Here is a 16,608-nt window from a genome sequence, read left to right as displayed (position 1 = left end):
CCGCGGTGCGGGTTCCGTGACCCAGTCCGGAGTGACGGGAGAACGCTAGACGGTGTCCCCGCTATGGATGAAGAACCGGGGCTTCACCCGGCGCATGGTCTCGTAGATCTTCATCCCGCCGAAAGCGGGGTTGATGCCCCAGCCCTGACCGGCAGTGTCGCCGCCCCATACGAAACGGATGTCGTCACGCCTGCCGATGGTGTGGAAATGCCCCGTCACAGGCTCACTCCGGCTGCGGGCATTGGTCAGATCCTCGAACCAGACCTTTACATGGACGTCCCTGCCCGCCGGCAAGCCGGTCAGCTCCTGGCGGGCGGTATAGTCGGTGCCTTCCAGGGCATAGGGACCGCGAACGGTTTTCGAACCGGCGAAATCAGCGCTGAAAGCGTATTCCACCATCATGCGCGCGGGACGGTCCGCCCGGCTCCAAATCACCGCCCTGCCGGGAGCCGGATCCCCGATCTGAATGCCCTGTTCCATCTGCGGAACCGAATTCTCGGCATTGACGGAAGCACAGCCGGCCAAGGCCAGAACCAAGGCGGGAACGAGCGTCTGAACGGAATTTTTTCGGCACCCGGATCGGAAGGCGGTATGCGGGTGTGACGCTGCGGCAGCGATCATGGGACTCTTCGCGGGGGGTTGATCGAAGCGAGGAACCATAAGCCCGAATTAAGTCAGAGCCATGGCCGGCCAATGACGATTCGGTGACGGACTGGCCAAGGTGGACTGCCTCCCCTGCCAAACAGCCCTGGACGGACCGGTCCGTCCAGGGCTTTCCCCGTCAATGGGCCTGTACGCCGCTGTGCACATTGACGCCGGTCTTCGGCTGGACCCAGGCGAAGTCCGCATCCGGCCTGGAGGCCGAAATCCCCTGTTCCTTCATCAGCCGGTCTGCCAGCATGGCCAGGCACTCTTCCAGGCTCTGGTTCGGATCGTTGCCGGGATCCTCGAAACGGTCCAGCGAGATTTCCGGCCCCTCCTCGTCGTCTTCCAGCATGTGGATCAGAAACAGCTCTTCCTTGCCCGGACGCCCGTGAATCGTGGCCCTGAATCTTTCTCCGCGATACCAAAACTCACCAACCATGTTTTTCTCCTCGCTCCTCGACGTGTATCAATTGCTCCGGACAACCGAACCGGATGCCCTCGGCCCAATTCTACTACAAATAATATGGTTATTACCCGGCAGTCCGGCTATCATGGGCAGACGGCAACAACTTTTTGCGGAGCTGACCCAGAAATGGCGGGACATGACGGCGGCGATTCCGGACCTTTGTCCTTCTTCAAGGCACAGCACCGGGCCTTTGCCGAAACGCTGAAAACACGGCAAGGCAGCGACGGTCTCGTCGACGGCCTGCTGCTCCAGGCCTGGGACAGCTTCGACCGCAACGTCGACATCCAGGCGGAAGGGCAGCCGCCGCTGGCCTGCCACAAGGGCTGCGCGACCTGCTGCACGCTGCGGGTCACCGCCACGGCGCCCGAAGTGCTGATGATCGGCCGCTACGTCCGCTGGAGTGACGGCAGATTCAAGTCCATCGGCATCGACCTCCCCGCCCGCATCGCCGACGCCGACGCCCAGACGCGCGGACTGGACGAGGCGCAGCGGGTCGCGCTGCGGCTGCGTTGTCCCTACATCCAGAACGGGATCTGCCTGATCTACCAGGTCCGCCCCCTGGCCTGCCGCGGGCACGCCTCCTACGATGTGCACGCCTGCGTCGAAGCCGCCGCCGGCCGCGCCGGCGAGATTCCCTATTCGGAACCCCACCGGGTGGTGCGCAGCCTGGTCCAGAATGCCTTGCAGTCCTCGCTGCGCGACGCCGGGCTGGCATTCCGCCTCTATGAGCTCAATCACGCCGTCTGCATCGCCCTGCGCAACGAGGATTGCTGCCGGGAGTGGTTGTCCGGGACGGATGTTTTCGCCCCCGCCGCCGTCACCGAAGTGGCCGCCGACGAAATGGCCCGCGTATACGACGCGATCCGGGCAAGCTGAACACGCCTTCGGCGGGCCCGAAGCGGATTCCCTTGGGCTCAAGCCGCCTGTCGCGCGGCTGCCGCGCCCGCCAGTCGTCGCACGAAGTCCTCGAGCGGCAGATCGATCCGCCGGATGCGCTGCTCCGCCAGGAAACGCTCTTCGTTGCGGGTCGGCTCGTCCGGCAGCACCGCCCAGTGCAGATCCGACGAGCGCTTCATGATTTGCCGTGCGTAGGTCCGCTCCAGCTGGGTACGGAAGCGGCAGCCCAGGAACAGGAAGTGGCGACCGCTACGGATCTGCTTTACGGGTTCCGGGATCGGCGTCTGAATGTCGATTTCCGTCAACACTTCGACGTAGTCCGAGTCGGACAGGATGAAGTTTGCGGCCGGGGCGATACCGCCCAGTGGCTTGTAGAGCAGGAGATTCCAGTTCGCAGCGTCCGCCTCTGCGGCAGGACTTCCATCGGCGTGGAAATAATGCACCCACTCGCCGAAATGCTCGGCGCGGCTCACCCCCTGGACCTGTCCGAAATCGGACCGCCCGGCCAGCGCCGCCGCCATGCTGGCGTCGTACCAGGCATCGACGACCAACGGCAACGGCTGCCCCGCCAGATACCGGTGCAGACCGTTGGGCGCCGGCGCCGCGGCGAAAGCCTCCTTGAGCAGGCCGACGAGGGTCTTGCGATGCTTGAAGTTTTCGATGTATTGCCCCGCCGCAGTGAGATTCCTGCGGATCTTGTGGGGCACGGTCACCTTGGCGGTGATCAGCTCCACCAGGGTTTCCGGAGCGCTGGGTACGGCGCTGCCGCCGTCCAGATCCAGCACGCCAGGACCCAGGTACGGAATGACCTGGCCGCCGGCCAGCCCGGCCTGAATCTCGGTGGGTATCGTTGCCGTCATGAGGTTCACCCCGCGGATGAAAGGGCGGCTTTGAGCGCATCCACTTGCGGACGCGGCAGCCGGAACATGCCGCGTCCGCCGGCCAGTGCCTGGTAGCAGTTGGACGTGTTCTGGCTTAGGTAGTTGAACCAGGTCTGCGCCTCGACGCCCGGCGGGCGCTCGCCGATTTCCATGACCGTGCCATTGGGCGCGAAGCGGACATGGATCAAGGATTCGATTTTTTCTGGGGTCGTCATGGGAGTTATCCTCTCTTCTGGAACATCAGTTCGATGGTGATCTCACGGGAGCCCAGGACCGCCTGGCAGGACAGCCTGGACAGGGTCTCCGTACCTCGCATGTTGTCGAGCTTTTCCCGCTCGTCGGGACGGATCTTGGACAAGCCGCGTCCGCCGTATCGCACCAGCACGTGACATTCCCCGCATCGGGCATGGCCGCCACAGCGGGGAACGATCGCATCGCCCGTCAGCAGCACCGCGTCCAGCAGACGGCTGCCACTGCTGATTTCGACCGTCTTGCCGGAGGGCAGGACGGTCACGCAGACCTTTGCATTCCGCCGAATTCCGGTACGTAGATAACCGGACATCGTCTCTTCGCTCACAGATAGATCGCGGCACCGGCGCCCACGTTGACGGATGAATCCTTGGCGGTCTGGACGATGAAGCCGATCTGGTCTTCCGTGAGATGGCAGTGGAACGGCAGGGCGATGGCCCGGTCCGCCAGCTTTTCCGTCACGAAGAACTGGCCCTTGCGGTAACCCAGGTCGAGGTAATGGCGCTGGGTATGCAGGGGCGAACAGAAAGCCACGGATTCCACCTCCGCCGTCGCCAGGTCCTGGATGACCACGTCACGGCTGGAACGGGTGAAGCGCGTCCCCAGATGCACCAGGTAGACCATCCAGTGCAGTTCGTCGACCTCCGGCGCCTGATAAGCCGGCTTGATGCCCTCGAAGGACTGCATGAAGGCATCGTAATAGGCTTCGACGTCCTTACGCCGCTCGAGTATCCCGTCCAGCCGCTTCAGTTGGGCCAGGCCGAGGGCCGCGTTGATGTCGCTCATTTCCGCCCGGTACGGCGGCGAATCGCCCAACACCACCGAGTTACGCTCGTCCAGGCGGCGGTTGCGGTGGCCGCGCAGGCGGAGCGCCAGATTCCCGTCGTCGGTCACCACCATGCCACCCTCACCGGTGGTGAGGGCACTGGGCTGGGTGAAGTCGAAGATCGAGCAGTCACCGAAGCTTCCGACCAGCCTGCCCTGATAACGCGAGCCGATGGCCTCGCTGGAATCCTCGATCAGAATCAGGCCGCATTCGTCGGCCAGCGCCCGGAGCTGCGCCCACAGCGCCGGGTGGCCGTTGACGTTGCTGGCCAGGATGGCCTTGGTCTGGGGCGTGACGGCGGCAGCCGCCTTGTCCGGCACGAGGGTGCAGGTCCAGTAGTCGATGTCCACGAACACCGGCTTCGCGCCGGCCAGCGTAATGGCATGGGCGGTTTCGCGGAAGCCGAAAGGAGGGGCTATGACTTCGTCGCCCGGCCCGATGCCGTAAGCCCGAAGCGCCAGCAGCAGCCCCATCGTGGCACTGCTCACCGCCACCGCATGTTTCCGACCCAGATATTCGGCGAAGGCGGCTTCGAAATCTTCAACCACCGAGCCGGCGGAAAGCCTCGGCGATTTCAGCACTTCCTCGACCGCCTCCAGTTCGGCGAGGCTCATGTCCGGATCGGAAAACAGTATGCTCGGCTGGACGCTCATGGCGCCGCCCCCTTGGGTTTCTCGGCCAGGATCAGGCCGGTGGCGCGGCTCAGGTCGGCGGTCACGCGGGCACAATGATCGGCGGCATCGAGCAGATACAGGTTGAACCGGGTCGTTTCGAGCACCGGCGTCTCCGTATCGATGTCGCCGGCGTCGCAACGGGTGACGGACAGACCGGGAAAGGCGCGGCGCAAGGCGGAAACCTGCTCCGCCGCCGTAGCCGCTGTGCCAAGCTGGCTCCGAATCCGCTCGAGCGCTTCCGTCGTGAGCGCCATGGTCAGTCGTCGCTCCCGGCGAGCTTCCTGGCATCGACCGTGATCGGCAACGTCGTGCCTTCGGCCATCTCCGGAAGTACGAGCTGCCAGCCGTTGGCCAGCGTCACCGTGCCCCCCCACATTTCCGGTTTCTCCTGGGACACGATCGGCTCCTCCAGGTCTTTCTTGGGAACATAGGCGGACAGTTCGCCAGCGGCGTTTCTACGGATCATTACCTTCATGAAGACTCCGGGTCAGAGGTTGAAAAAATCGGTCGGTCGTTTCGGAATCGGCCGGGGATCACGCCGCCTCGGCCAGCAGGCTGCGCACGATCCCCGGCAACAGGCCGCACACGGCATCCACCTCGGCCACGGTGGTGTAGCGGCTCAATGAAAAACGGAGGGTGGCCAATGCTCCCTCCTTCCCCAGCCCCATCGCCGTCAACACGTGGGAAGGCTCCGTACCACCCGCGCTGCAGGCCGCTCCGGCAGAGGCGCAGACCCCGGCGCGGTCCAGCTTGTCCAGCACCAGCTCGGCTTCGACATTCCCCAGATTGAAGCTGGACGTCCCGGCCACCCGAGGCGCACCGGCGCCGTTCACCGAAGCCCCCGGCAACGCAGCGAGCAGCCGGCTTTCCAGGCGGTCGCGCAGCCGGGCGACGGCGTCCATCCCGCTCGCCAAATGTTCCGCCGCCAGTTCCGCCGCCACGCCCAGCCCCACGATGCCCACCACATTCTCGGTGCTGCCGCGGCGCCCGCGTTCTTGGTGACCCAACAGCAGCGGCGGCAGTTTGCGGCCCTTGCGCACGAACAGCGCGCCGATGCCTTTGGGGCCATGCAGCTTGTGTCCGGACAGGGACAGGAAATCCAGCGGCACCAGTCTCAAATCGATGGGCAGCTTGCCTACGGCCTGGACCGCATCACAATGGAACAGTACCCCCCGGCTCGCGGCCAGCGCCGCCGCTTCCGCGATGGGAAACAGCACGCCGGTCTCGTTGTTGGCCCACATCAGGCTCAACAAGCCGGTATCGGGAGTGAGCGCGGCATCCAGCATGGCGAGATCAAGGCGCCCCTGCCGGTCGACCGGCAGACGGATCACTTCGAGCCCCTGCGCTTCCAGATGCTCCAGCAGAAGCAAGGTCGCCGGATGCTCTACGGCGCTGGTCACCACCCGGCGCTTGTCCGCCGCCAAGGCCAGCGCACCGCGGATGGCCTGCTGGATGGATTCGGTACCACCGCTGGTGAAAACGATTTCCGCCGGAGAGGCGCCCAGCAGCGCGGCGAGCCTGGCCCGTGCGGCGATGACCTCCATCTTGGCGGCCTCGCCCAGACGATGCTTGCTGGAGGGGTTGCCATAATGCATCTGGAGGCAGGCCATCATCGCCGCCACGCACTCCGGAGCCGGCCGTGTCGTGGCGTTGTTGTCCAGGTAGATCGAGGTCTCGCTCATTGCCAGAACCGCCTGTTCGGGTCTTCGTTCAACAGCGCCAGGATTTGCTGCAGCGAGCGATACTCGCCGTGCATGATCCAGTGTCCGATCGCGTGATCCTTGTGGTACAGCCACCAGCAGCCACGGCTCGGCTTGAACTCGAGCCGGGCGATGTCGATGACTCCACCGTTGGGATCGATGTTGCGCGAACAGCAGGAACTCTGGATCAGATAGCCATCCTCGGTCGGATGCACCTCGGGGGTGACATAGCGGTAGCGCTTGCGGGCCTGGATGGCACGTTCGATGCGTTTCAGATCCAGCTCGTTGGGTTGGGTATTCGCTATCGCCTGAATGCTGCCCATGACGCCGCCTCCGTACCCCATGACCCGGCCCTCCGCCGTCACCCGCTAGAGCAGGCCCGCCACCTGGACCGATTTCCGTTCCGAGCGCAGCTCCTCCTCGAAGCAGCCGATGACGTAGCCTCCGGGAAATTCGACCAGATACACCGGAATGTTGGCTTCCTCGTGATGGCCGATCTGGACGATCTCGCCCTCGGTGCCGGCCGCGACCAGCAGCGCCTCCGGTTCATGATCGGGGTAACTACCGTCGTTGAAGATGTCGACTTCGGTGGAGACCTTCTGTCCCCACTGATAGATCGGAGCGCGTTGGTCGATCATGCGGTTTCCCCCCTCGGTTCGGCGTCCTGCTTCGGGGGCGGCGGATTGTCGACCGACTCCAGCTCCCGACCCTTCATACCGACCGCATAACCCCGGTCCGGGAAGTCCACGGCGTAGATATAGAACTGCTGGAGAAAGGTGTTGATGCTCTTGACGTAGCCGACCTCACCCTTCTTGACCAGCACTTCGCCGATTTCCGCGCCGGTGAAAGTGCCGTCGTTGCGCACTACCTTCTTGGATCTGACCTTTTCCCCGAAGTTGAACTTCGGCGGATCGTTCAGTTCCATGCTATCGCTGTCGCGACTGATGTCACCCATGGCTAACCTCTCGATACATCGTCAACATGCCTCCGGCCAAACGCCTTCGCCCCGCGGTGGATCGAGCCGCTGCGCCACCAACTCCCGCACCGCCGGGTCCGGATCGGCGCGCAGGGGCTCCAGATCGGCGAGCTCCAGCCGGCCGGCGACCTCGTAACGCAAGCGCCAGTCCGGGTCCTTGACGAACTGCCGCAGCTGCTTGTTGTCCATGCGCCTGACCGCCGCCAGCCGGACCGGCATCTCCGTATCCGCCGCCAGCGTCGGCAGCCATTCCGGCGCAATCCGCTGTGCCACCACTTTGCGAACCTCCGGATCGGGATCGTGGATCATCTTCACCAGCAGACCGGGCGGCAGGCGCCGTGCCACGATCTGCCGCACGAAATAATCCGTATCTCCGATCATCGTGGCCAAATCGCGCGGCTCCAGCCGCTCGGCCACTCTGACCCGGACGTCCCGGTGCGGATCGTGCCGGAGGATTTCGAACGGTTTCGAGCGCACGGGCAGGCGCTGGGCCACACTCTGCCGGACGGTCTCGTCCGGATCCGCCACCAGCCGCGGCAGGTAGAACAGCTCCACGTGCTTGGCCGCCACTGCCCGGGTCTCGAAATACGGATGATCCAGGTAGGATTTGGCCAGATCCGGATTCCACCTGAAGAACCGGTCGATACGGCGGGCGTAGCGATCGTGCACGCAGGCGTGGCCGAGATGACAGCGGCCTTCGGTCAGCCCTTCCCGCTGCTCGCAGCGGCTGCAATCCAGCAGATTGCCCTGCCAGTCGCGCGCCTCCTCGATCTCACTCCTCGTCGTCCCCATTGGCCTGCCTCTCCAGGACGCCCATCAACACCCTGCCGCCGAGCTTGTCCGTCGGATCCAGCTCCAGCAGTTTCTCGACCGCGGCCCGGCCTTCTTCCAGGTTGCCCAGGCGCATCTGCAAATAGGCATAGCCTTTGAGCGTGAACAGGAAAAACCGCGGCAGGACGGCCTCGAAGCTGGAGAAATCCGCATCCTCCGGTCTGGCCTCCCGCCAATCGGGGGACATGCCGTTGTCGAGCGCCGCCTTCACCAGGCATTCCTTGGCGGTTTCCAAGGCTTCGGCCAGCCGGTTCTTGTAAAAATAGAACCGGTATTTGCCGATGTAGACCGCCGCATGCCCCGGTGCGTGCTCCCAGGCGGCCCGGAGATGCCCCAACGCCACCTCGTCCCGGTGATAGTTCTGGCCGGCCAGACGCAGATGCCGCTCCGCTTCGGCAGGCAGCCCCTCGCCCAGGCACTCGGCCCCCGAATCGCCCAAGATCGGCGCTGCTTCCAGCACTGCGCTGCGGGCCATGACCATTGCCGCCGGGTCTCAGACGCTCTTGATGGGAATGCCGGAGATTCCCACGGAACCCTCGCCCGGAACCGGTGCAGATACGCTGCTGCCGCAGCTTCCGCAACCCGTCGCCTTCGGGTCGATGAATACCAGACCGCTCTGCAGCGGGGTGTCCTTGAAGTCCATGGTCACACCCTGCAGCAGCAAGCGGCTCTCCGCAGGCAGGAACAGCTTCAGCCCCTGGACGGTGACGACGGCATCGCCCGGCAAGGGCGCGGCTTCGATGCTGAACTCCGAAGCCAGGCCGGAACAGCCCCCGGGACTCACGACCAGCCTGAAACCGGCGTCGGGTCCGGCGCCGCCGAAACGCACCATGCGCTGAATGAACTTCTCCGCACTCGGAGTGATGGTCAGATCCATGAATGTTCCCCTTAAGCCGCTTCGTATCGCGGGTAGTTTTCGTCAATGATGCAGGTGAGGTCGATGGGACACACCGCCACACACTGCGGTTCGTCGTAATGACCGATGCATTCCGTGCATTTGGCCGGGTCGATCACGAACAGCCCGTTGCTCGTTTCCGAAATCGCCTGGTTCGGACACTCCGGTTCACAGGCGCAACAACCCGTGCAGTTTTCTTCGACTATCTTGTAAGCCATGTTTCAAACTCCTGGGAGCACCCGCATCCCCACCTCCCCAAGGGGGGAGGGAGCGTGGAGCCCCTCTCCCCTGGGGAGAGCGGTTGGGGTGAGGGAACCCGCCTGTAACCGTCGTCTCAAGCCGCGATCAAAGCGCCCTGGCGGATCACCGCATCACCCTTGGCCACGTGCTCGATTTCGCCGGACGCGACCTTGTCGAGATACTCCTTGAAGTAGGCGATCGCCGACTGTTCGATGAACTGACCGGCATACTGGTCCACGGGATCAATACCCGCCGCCTTGAGGTCGCTCTTCGGACAGCCGCCGATCTTGGCCACGAACACCGCGTGGCAATCGTTGATGGCCCGGATCACCGTGCCCAGTGCATCTTCCTCGCCATAACCGCCCTGGCAGTACAGATCCACACGACGATGTCCGACGAACTTGGCGCCCGCAGTGGACAGCTCATAGATCTGGAATTCGCTGGCATGGCCGAAGTGTTCGTTGACCTTGCCGCCGCCCTTGGTCGCCACGGCGATCAGCATCTTGATGTCGGAATGCGCACCGGCCAGGGTTTGCAGTTCTTCCTGCTTGGCTGCCACCACCGCTTGGCGTTCCTTTTCCACGGCCTCCTGATAGGCCTTGCGGGCGTCGAGATCGTAATTGACCTCCATCGCCATGATCTTGTCGGTGGTGAACTCCGCGCTACGGTCCTCGCCCAACAGGCCCACCGCATCGGCGCGGCACTGACGGCAATGGCGCATCATGTTCATTTCGCCTTCGCACTTATCCTGCAAGGCCTTGAGCTCCTGCGCCGTCGGGCCGCGCTGACCGGTCAGACCGAATACGGTGCCGTGCTCCGGCGCCGAGATCAGCGGCATGATGTTGTGCAGAAACGCCCCCCGCGACTTCACCGCCTTGTTGACCTCGACCAGATGCTCGTCATTGATGCCGGGGATCATCACCGAGTTGATCTTCGACAGGATGCCGCGCTCGGTCAGCATCTCCAGGCCCTGCAACTGGCGATCGCTGAGGATCTTGGCGGCCTCGACGCCGGTGTAGCGTTTTTTCTTGTAGTAGATCCACGGATAGATCTTGGCGCCCACCTCCGGATCGATCATGTTGATGGTGATGGTCACGTGATCGATGTTGTACTGGGACAGCCGCTCCACGTGATCGGGCAGCGCCAGACCGTTGGTGGAGACGCAGAGCTTGATGTCGGGCGCATGCTTGGCGACCAGTTCGAAGGTCTTGAAGGTCTTTTCCGGGTTGGCCAGCGGATCGCCGGGACCGGCGATGCCCAGCACGGTCATCTGCGGAATGGTGGAGGCCACCGCCAGTACCTTCTTCGCCGCCTGTTCCGGGGTCAGCTTCTCGCTCACCACGCCGGGACGGCTCTCGTTGGCGCAGTCGTACTTGCGATTGCAATAGTTGCACTGGATGTTGCAAGCCGGAGCCACCGCGACGTGCATGCGCGCGTAGTGGTGATGGGCTTCCTCGCTGTAGCAGGGGTGGTTCTTCACCTTCTCCCAAATCTCCGGCGGCAGGTCGTTTGCGCCCGCGCCGGAACCGCAGCTGGCTTTTCCGGAACCGCCGGAAGTGCCGCAGCCTTTGTGCTCGGCCACCTTCTGCATGATCTCGTCGACATTCACCGCGGCGTTTAGGCCAGCGGACTCCGCCCCCGTATGGTTCTGCACTGTTTGCATTGCTAGACTCCTAGATTCGTTTGCCCGTCGCTGCTTCGTCCCGCCACGCCCCTTGAATTCGTTCGCTACCCACCGTCTGGAAAAGCCCGGTGCGGAACACTGGTAGACACTCACGATCAGACCCAAGCAATCGGCGTACCACGAAACATATATCCAGCAAAAACAACCCCTTGATTTAATTACCACACGATTCTCGCGTGTTTCGTGGAGCACAAATCCGCCGTGGCGGGCCGACCTTGTCCGGAACGCGACAAACGGGACACCCTGGCGGTCGAAGAGGCGGGCGGCGATCGGGAGCGGGCGGTTCTCCGGTTTGACGACACATCACCGGCCAATGTCGGTAAAATCTCATGCCACCGGCTTGAACCGGCGGCCACGGACCAAGCGCCTCCCCCTGCACACGCCCCGGACTTCAACAAACTTCGGGAGACACCATGAACAACCGCGTCGAAATCCTGTATTGCACCCAGTGCCGCTGGCTATTGCGCGCGACCTGGATGGCACAGGAACTGTTGACGACCTTCGACCAGGAGATCGGCGAACTGACCTTGAAACCCGGGACGGGGGGACTCTTCGAGGTATGGGTTAACGGTAAGCGGATCTGGTCGCGCAAGGAGCAAGGAGGCTTTCCGGAAATCTCCGAACTGAAACGACTGGTGCGGGATGAGGTCGCCCCCGGCAGGGACCTGGGTCATGCCGACCGAAAAGGGAAGACCGGCGCATCACCGGCGCCGGCCGAACCGTAGGCGGGGAAAAAGCGGCCCGGTCTTACCGCTACTGTGAGGACTGAAGCAGCCGCCGCGCCTCCTTGCGCATGGCACTGCGCTGGAACAGGAGTTTCCAGCGCTCGCCGCCGCACTGGCGCCATAGCACCACGGAACGGATGCCCGCCAGGAGCAGAGCGCGGATACGGTTGGCATTGGTGCTGTTGGTGAGATGGGACGGCTGGCCGTTGACCATGACGCGAGGCCGTAACTGGCTCACCGTGCGCTGGTAGAGGTCGGCCAGGTTGGCATAAACGGTATCGTTCAGTTCACCGAAATACTCCGCCTGTTCCTTGACCTGCTCGATGCCGGTACGCAGGGTTTCGAGCAGGCGGGGAGCACTGACGAGCTTGCGCTCCAGGAGAATCAGGGTGGCGCCGTAGCGCGCCAGTTCCGCATCGGGGGGCTCGAAGCCCGCGAGCTGGCGGTCCAGGAGCTGCAGCCCGGTCTTGATCTTGTCCACCCCGCCGTAGACGGAGGGCACATCGTCTGCGTCGATCGCGAACACACTGCGGACCACGGCCTCCATGTCGCCGGCATCCGCGCTACCGCGCTGGGCGATCTGCCTGACGAGGTGTGTGGCCTGGGCCAGGCCGGCCAGAGCGATCACCTGGTTGTCGAGCGTCTTGATCATGTTCCGGCTTCCTGATTCCGTTCCTCGGAGGGCGTCTTGCGCCGGTTGTATTTCACGGCATTGCCCCGTGCCAGGGACACAGGGTACTTGTCCGCATTGCGCTGCATCTTGTCCTGGATGGCGATCTCCAGGTCGATCCCCAGTTTGTCTGCCAGCCGGATCAGATAGATCGCCACGTCCGCCAACTCTTCGGCAACCGCCTGCCTGAGTTCGGCATCGCTCTGCACGTCCAGGGACTGCTCGGGGGACAGCCACTGGAAGTGCTCCATCAACTCTGCACTTTCCACCGCCAAGGCCATGACCAGATTCTTCGGCGTATGGAATCGATCCCAATGCCGCTCTGCGGCGAAGTCACGCAACCGTTGCTGTATCTCGGGCAAATTCATGACCGGCTTTCTCCTTGATTCAGTGCCTTTGCTTGATTGGACTCAACTCGTCAAAATAACCTCGACCGTCCCCGTCCACGACAACCTCCGTCATGGCATCATGGGGACCGAATTTCGTGAATAAAGGCACGGGAGCTTACCGACTATGGACCGACTGATTGCCGACCTGCAGAAGACCATCCAGGCGCTCGAAACCCTCAGCACCACCAAGCCGGCACTCGCGGAACAAAGCGACGAGCTGCTGGATCAGCTTTTCCAGCAAAAGATCGACCTGGTGGCCGCCTCGCTCAACGCCGATGCCCCCACCTACCAGCAGGCATTACAAGCGATTTCGACGGCGGCCGGCAAGGTGGAAAAGCTGGCCAAAAACCCGACGGATGCCACGGACACCTTCAAGTCCGTGGAAAACGCCATCGCCCGGCTGGCGCGTCTGCTCGATCAGGTCGTACACACGCCGTGACCGGGCATCGCCCTGCCTGCCCGCCGATCCCCGCCGATGTGTACACACGGCTGGAGCGGCGGATCGGCCGCTGTCATCTGAACCAGCGGCTGGGCATCGAGCACGATTTCGAGGCCCGCATCTTCGGACAGGGTCGTACTTTTTTCCATATCGAGAACTGGAACCGCCTGCACACCCTGCTGAGGCGCCTGCTCAAACTGAGCCTCCTGTACCGGCCCGGCCAGCGCGCCGCCCGCCGCATCGAGATCCGCCGCAACGAGTTCACACTCCCACACCTGCCGGAAGCTTTCGAAGGTTATACCCTGCTCCACATCAGCGACCTGCACCTGGACATGGCCGGCGACCTGCCGGACGCCCTGATCCGCGCCATCGGCCAGGCCGGGCATTACGACGCCTGCGTGCTGACCGGTGATTTCCGCGCCCGCACCTTCGGGCCCTACCGGGGCGCCATCGACGGGTTGGCGCAGGTGCGCACCCATATCGACAAGCCCGTGTTCGCCATCCTCGGAAACCACGACACCATCCGCATGACACCGGAGATCGAAGACTTGGGGATCGGCGTACTCCTCAACGAAGCCCGCGAGATCCGCCAGGACGGCGCATCCATCTTCCTCGCCGGCGTCGACGACCCGCATTACTACCGGGCGGACAACATCGAAAAAGCCGCCGATCCGATCCCGCAAGGCGCCGTCTCCATTCTGCTGTCCCACTCGCCCGAGCTGTACCGCCATGCCGCCTACGCCGATTTCGACATCATGCTCTGCGGCCACACCCATGGCGGCCAGATCTGCCTGCCCGGCGGCATTGCGCTGACGCTGAACGCCCGCTGTCCCCGTGCCTTCGGTCGCGGCTACTGGCGCTATCACCGGATGCAAGGCTACACCTCGGCCGGCTCCGGCGTTTCCATCCTGGACATCCGCCTGAACTGCCCTCCTGAAATCACCCTCCACCGGCTTTCGCGTCACCGGCTCAGTAAGGGCGGTTGCGAATGCGGAGGCGGTAAAGGATGACGGACAAGGCGAGTTCGAGGACGATGAACACGATGACGAACCAGACCATATAGCGCCATTCCAGACCGAAGCGCTCCCGCACCGCCAAGAGCGGCAACAGCGACTCCGGCACCTGGTCCAGACCCAGCGCCATGCCGCTGGGACCGATCCCGAGCCGCCGCTTGAGGAAACTGGACAACAGGTCTCCGGCCAGCGATGCCGCGCCGACCAGAGCCCCAACCTCCCAGGGCAGCCCCAGCAGCGGGGCTGCCACCGCCGCTGCGCCTATGCCGCAGACCACCCCCCGCCAGGTCTTGCTCGGACCGAACCACGGCCGCCCGTCCGGGAACCGGCGACCGCCATCCACCGGCCAGCCGAAGCGCTCGCCCAGCAGCTTCCGCAGCAGGATGGGCATGCCGTTCGCCACCATCAGCAGGATGAGCAGACGAGCGGTCAGTCCCGTGGATTCGGCGCCCATGTCGTTGCTTCCGTAAATTCGCTACGATGCCGATCATAATCCGAACCGGCCTGCACGTATCCCCATGAAAGACTACGATTCCCCCCATTGGGAACATTTCGAGCACATGGCCGACATCGGCGTGCGCGGCTTCGGCGCCACGCCGGAAGAAGCCTTCGCGCAGGCGGCACTGGCGCTGTCGGCGGTGATCTGTGACCCGGCTTCGGTCCGGGAAATGGAAAAAGTCGAAGTGGAATGCGAGGCTGCCGACCTGGAACTGGCTCTGGTGGACTGGCTCAACGCCCTCATCTACGAAATGGCGGTGCGACACATGGTGTTCGGGCGGTTCCAGGTCGACATCGCCGGTGGCCGACTCAAAGGCATCGCCTGGGGTGAGCCGCTGGACCCGCTGCGCCATCGGCCCGCGGTGGAAATCAAAGGCGCCACCTACACCGAACTCGAGGTCGAACGCGAAGCGGGCGGCCGGTGGCGAGCACAGTGCGTGGTGGATGTGTAACCGGGAGGATCGTCATGAACATCGACCGTCTCGAACGACTCGACGCCTGCACCTGGCGCCTGAATCCGGAAAGCGGAATGCGCGTACCCGTCATTTTGTACGGCGACGAAGCGCTGATCCGCGCCATGGACGACAAGGTACTGGAACAGGCCGCCAACGTCGCCGGACTGCCTGGCATCGTCCAGGCCAGTTACGCGATGCCCGACGCTCACTGGGGCTATGGCTTTCCCATCGGCGGCGTGGCGGCTTTCGATGCCGGCGCGGGCGGCGTGGTTTCGGCCGGCGGCGTCGGCTTCGACGTTTCCTGCGGCGTGCGCACCCTGCTCACCGGCCTGAAACGCCCCGCCATCGAACCGGTGAAAACCTTGCTGGCCGATACCCTCTACGCCGACATTCCGGTGGGGCTCGGCAGCCACGGCAAGATCCGACTGGACGCCCAGGGTCTCGATGCGATGCTGAAAGGCGGCGCACAATGGGCGGTCGAACAGGGCTGGGGCGAGGCGCGTGACCTGACCCGCGTCGAGGAGCACGGCCGCATGGAAGGCGCCCGGCCTGAAAACGTCTCGGCCCGCGCCAAGGAACGCCAGCGCGCGGAGATGGGCACCCTCGGCTCGGGCAATCACTACCTGGAAGTCCAGGAGGTGACCGAGATTTTCGACGCGGGATCGGCTCAAACTTTCGGCATCTCGGAGGGCGACGTGGTCGTCAGCATCCATTGCGGCTCGCGCGGCCTGGGTCACCAGATCGGCACCGAATACCTGCGCCTGATGCAGGGTGCGGCCAAGCGATACGGCATCGCCCTGCCCGACCGGGAACTGGCCTGCGCGCCCATCGAATCGGAAGTCGGCCAGGATTACCTCGGCGCCATGCGCGCCGCCATCAACTGCGCCCTCGCCAACCGCCAGATACTCACCCACCTCACCCGGCAGGTTTTCGCCCGCGTGCTGCCCGCGGCCCGGCTGGAACTGCTGTACGACGTCTCCCACAACACCTGCAAGTTCGAGGAACACCTCGTGGAAGGAAAGCGCCGCCGGCTCCATGTCCACCGCAAGGGCGCGACCCGCGCTTACGGACCCGGCCATCCGGACCTGCCGGCGGCATTCGCCGAAACCGGCCAGCCCGTCCTCATCGGCGGCTCCATGGGCACGGCATCTTACATCCTGGCTGGCACGTCAGGGAGCGAGACGCTCTCCTTCGCCTCCGCCTGCCACGGCGCCGGCCGCAGCATGAGCCGCCACCAGGCGACCCGGACCTGGCAGGGGCGGGAAGTGATCGACCAGCTCGCCGAGCGCGGCATCCTCATCCGTAGCCCCTCCTACCGGGGCGTCGCCGAAGAAGCCCCCGGCGCCTACAAGGACGTCCATGCCGTGGTGCAGGCCTCCGACAGAGCCGGGCTAGCACGGCTGGTCGCCCGGCTGGAACCGATCATATGCATCAAAGGATGAGGGAATGAGCGGC

At 64.1% G+C, this 16,608-nt stretch carries 26 protein-coding genes; 6 read left to right on the top strand and 20 right to left on the bottom strand.

Annotated features, from left to right (window positions below):
* Nucleotides 1–45: 45 nt before the first annotated feature.
* Entirely contained in the window at nt 46–537 is a 492-nt protein-coding gene (locus tag H156_RS0107530; RefSeq protein WP_017366059.1) for a PhoD-like phosphatase N-terminal domain-containing protein, read from the bottom strand.
* A gap of 244 nt (nt 538–781) precedes the next feature.
* Nucleotides 782–1,084: a hypothetical protein gene (locus H156_RS0107525; RefSeq protein ID WP_017366058.1), complete on the bottom strand. Its 303-nt coding sequence runs from the start codon at nt 1,082–1,084 to the stop codon at nt 782–784.
* Between the two features lie 153 nt (nt 1,085–1,237).
* Here H156_RS0107525 and H156_RS0107520 point away from each other — a divergent pair, with 153 nt between their 5' ends.
* Nucleotides 1,238–1,987, top strand: a complete 750-nt coding sequence (locus H156_RS0107520; RefSeq protein WP_017366057.1) for a CxxCxxCC domain-containing protein — start codon at nt 1,238–1,240, stop codon at nt 1,985–1,987.
* A 38-nt stretch (nt 1,988–2,025) separates the two neighbouring features.
* Here H156_RS0107520 and H156_RS0107515 read toward each other — a convergent pair whose 3' ends face one another.
* The 15 genes from H156_RS0107515 to nifB form a co-directional block, all read right to left on the bottom strand.
* Complete coding sequence (locus tag H156_RS0107515) at nt 2,026–2,868, bottom strand: SIR2 family NAD-dependent protein deacylase (protein ID WP_026046039.1); 843 nt, start codon at nt 2,866–2,868, stop codon at nt 2,026–2,028.
* A gap of 5 nt (nt 2,869–2,873) precedes the next feature.
* Entirely contained in the window at nt 2,874–3,104 is a 231-nt protein-coding gene (locus H156_RS0107510) for a hypothetical protein (protein WP_010959584.1), read from the bottom strand.
* Between the two features lie 5 nt (nt 3,105–3,109).
* A complete protein-coding gene (locus H156_RS0107505) occupies nt 3,110–3,466 on the bottom strand; it encodes a 2Fe-2S iron-sulfur cluster-binding protein (RefSeq protein ID WP_238536897.1) in 357 nt (118 codons plus the stop codon).
* The gene (locus H156_RS0107500; protein WP_017366054.1) at nt 3,463–4,617 is read right to left on the bottom strand and encodes a DegT/DnrJ/EryC1/StrS family aminotransferase; all 1,155 of its coding nucleotides are present in this window, start codon (nt 4,615–4,617) and stop codon (nt 3,463–3,465) included. Before H156_RS0107500 ends, H156_RS0107505 begins: the two co-directional genes overlap by 4 nt.
* Nucleotides 4,614–4,892 carry a hypothetical protein gene (locus H156_RS0107495; RefSeq protein WP_010959581.1) on the bottom strand — a complete coding sequence of 93 codons (279 nt, stop codon included), beginning with the start codon at nt 4,890–4,892 and terminating at the stop codon, nt 4,614–4,616. The genes H156_RS0107500 and H156_RS0107495 overlap by 4 nt, the downstream gene beginning before the upstream one ends.
* Before the next feature lie 2 nt (nt 4,893–4,894).
* Nucleotides 4,895–5,113: a putative nitrogen fixation protein NifT gene (gene nifT, locus H156_RS0107490; RefSeq protein ID WP_010959580.1), complete on the bottom strand. Its 219-nt coding sequence runs from the start codon at nt 5,111–5,113 to the stop codon at nt 4,895–4,897.
* A gap of 58 nt (nt 5,114–5,171) precedes the next feature.
* Complete coding sequence (locus tag H156_RS0107485) at nt 5,172–6,320, bottom strand: cysteine desulfurase family protein (protein WP_017366052.1); 1,149 nt, start codon at nt 6,318–6,320, stop codon at nt 5,172–5,174.
* Nucleotides 6,317–6,682, bottom strand: a complete 366-nt coding sequence (locus H156_RS0107480) for a DUF3024 domain-containing protein (RefSeq protein ID WP_202948237.1) — start codon at nt 6,680–6,682, stop codon at nt 6,317–6,319. Before H156_RS0107480 ends, H156_RS0107485 begins: the two co-directional genes overlap by 4 nt.
* A gap of 24 nt (nt 6,683–6,706) precedes the next feature.
* Entirely contained in the window at nt 6,707–6,976 is a 270-nt protein-coding gene (locus H156_RS0107475; protein ID WP_010959577.1) for a nitrogen fixation protein NifZ, read from the bottom strand.
* Nucleotides 6,973–7,293, bottom strand: a complete 321-nt coding sequence (locus H156_RS0107470; protein WP_017366050.1) for a nitrogen fixation protein NifZ — start codon at nt 7,291–7,293, stop codon at nt 6,973–6,975. Before H156_RS0107470 ends, H156_RS0107475 begins: the two co-directional genes overlap by 4 nt.
* Before the next feature lie 21 nt (nt 7,294–7,314).
* A complete protein-coding gene (locus tag H156_RS0107465; RefSeq protein WP_017366049.1) occupies nt 7,315–8,106 on the bottom strand; it encodes a 4Fe4S-binding leucine-rich repeat protein in 792 nt (263 codons plus the stop codon).
* Entirely contained in the window at nt 8,087–8,620 is a 534-nt protein-coding gene (locus H156_RS0107460; protein ID WP_154656682.1) for a tetratricopeptide repeat protein, read from the bottom strand. Before H156_RS0107460 ends, H156_RS0107465 begins: the two co-directional genes overlap by 20 nt.
* 18 nt (nt 8,621–8,638) lie before the next feature.
* Nucleotides 8,639–9,022, bottom strand: coding sequence for a HesB/IscA family protein (locus tag H156_RS0107455; protein WP_017366047.1), 384 nt, complete (start codon nt 9,020–9,022; stop codon nt 8,639–8,641).
* Between the two features lie 11 nt (nt 9,023–9,033).
* Complete coding sequence (locus H156_RS0107450; RefSeq protein ID WP_010959572.1) at nt 9,034–9,258, bottom strand: 4Fe-4S binding protein; 225 nt, start codon at nt 9,256–9,258, stop codon at nt 9,034–9,036.
* 116 nt (nt 9,259–9,374) lie between these two features.
* Nucleotides 9,375–10,943, bottom strand: a complete 1,569-nt coding sequence (gene nifB / locus H156_RS0107445; RefSeq protein ID WP_010959571.1) for a nitrogenase cofactor biosynthesis protein NifB — start codon at nt 10,941–10,943, stop codon at nt 9,375–9,377.
* Nucleotides 10,944–11,377: 434 nt separating this feature from the next.
* On the opposite strand from nifB, the gene H156_RS0107440 reads away from it, so the two are divergent.
* Entirely contained in the window at nt 11,378–11,689 is a 312-nt protein-coding gene (locus H156_RS0107440) for an Rdx family protein (protein ID WP_017366046.1), read from the top strand.
* Between the two features lie 28 nt (nt 11,690–11,717).
* Here H156_RS0107440 and hflD read toward each other — a convergent pair whose 3' ends face one another.
* A complete protein-coding gene (gene hflD, locus H156_RS0107435; RefSeq protein ID WP_017366045.1) occupies nt 11,718–12,341 on the bottom strand; it encodes a high frequency lysogenization protein HflD in 624 nt (207 codons plus the stop codon).
* On the bottom strand, nt 12,338–12,727 hold the full coding sequence (locus H156_RS0107430) for a nucleotide pyrophosphohydrolase (RefSeq protein WP_017366044.1): 390 nt from the start codon (nt 12,725–12,727) through the stop codon (nt 12,338–12,340). The genes hflD and H156_RS0107430 overlap by 4 nt, the downstream gene beginning before the upstream one ends.
* A gap of 145 nt (nt 12,728–12,872) precedes the next feature.
* Here H156_RS0107430 and H156_RS0107420 point away from each other — a divergent pair, with 145 nt between their 5' ends.
* Both H156_RS0107420 and H156_RS0107415 read left to right on the top strand, forming a co-directional pair.
* Nucleotides 12,873–13,187 (top strand): hypothetical protein, encoded by a 315-nt coding sequence (locus tag H156_RS0107420; RefSeq protein WP_010959566.1) that lies wholly within the window; start codon nt 12,873–12,875, stop codon nt 13,185–13,187.
* Entirely contained in the window at nt 13,184–14,197 is a 1,014-nt protein-coding gene (locus tag H156_RS0107415; protein WP_010959565.1) for a metallophosphoesterase, read from the top strand. Before H156_RS0107420 ends, H156_RS0107415 begins: the two co-directional genes overlap by 4 nt.
* Here H156_RS0107415 and H156_RS0107405 read toward each other — a convergent pair.
* Entirely contained in the window at nt 14,157–14,654 is a 498-nt protein-coding gene (locus H156_RS0107405; protein ID WP_017366042.1) for a CDP-archaeol synthase, read from the bottom strand. The two genes, H156_RS0107415 and H156_RS0107405, sit on opposite strands and share 41 nt — an antisense overlap.
* A gap of 64 nt (nt 14,655–14,718) precedes the next feature.
* Here H156_RS0107405 and H156_RS0107400 point away from each other — a divergent pair, with 64 nt between their 5' ends.
* Together H156_RS0107400 and H156_RS0107395 are read left to right on the top strand one after the other, a co-directional pair.
* Nucleotides 14,719–15,150, top strand: coding sequence for an archease (locus H156_RS0107400; RefSeq protein WP_017366041.1), 432 nt, complete (start codon nt 14,719–14,721; stop codon nt 15,148–15,150).
* A 14-nt stretch (nt 15,151–15,164) separates the two neighbouring features.
* Nucleotides 15,165–16,595: an RtcB family protein gene (locus tag H156_RS0107395; RefSeq protein ID WP_017366040.1), complete on the top strand. Its 1,431-nt coding sequence runs from the start codon at nt 15,165–15,167 to the stop codon at nt 16,593–16,595.
* Nucleotides 16,596–16,608 lie beyond the last annotated feature (13 nt).

Source organism: Methylococcus capsulatus str. Texas = ATCC 19069 (assembly GCF_000424685.1).
Lineage (GTDB): Bacteria > Pseudomonadota > Gammaproteobacteria > Methylococcales > Methylococcaceae > Methylococcus > Methylococcus capsulatus.
This window is presented reverse-complemented; position numbering and strand designations above follow the sequence as displayed.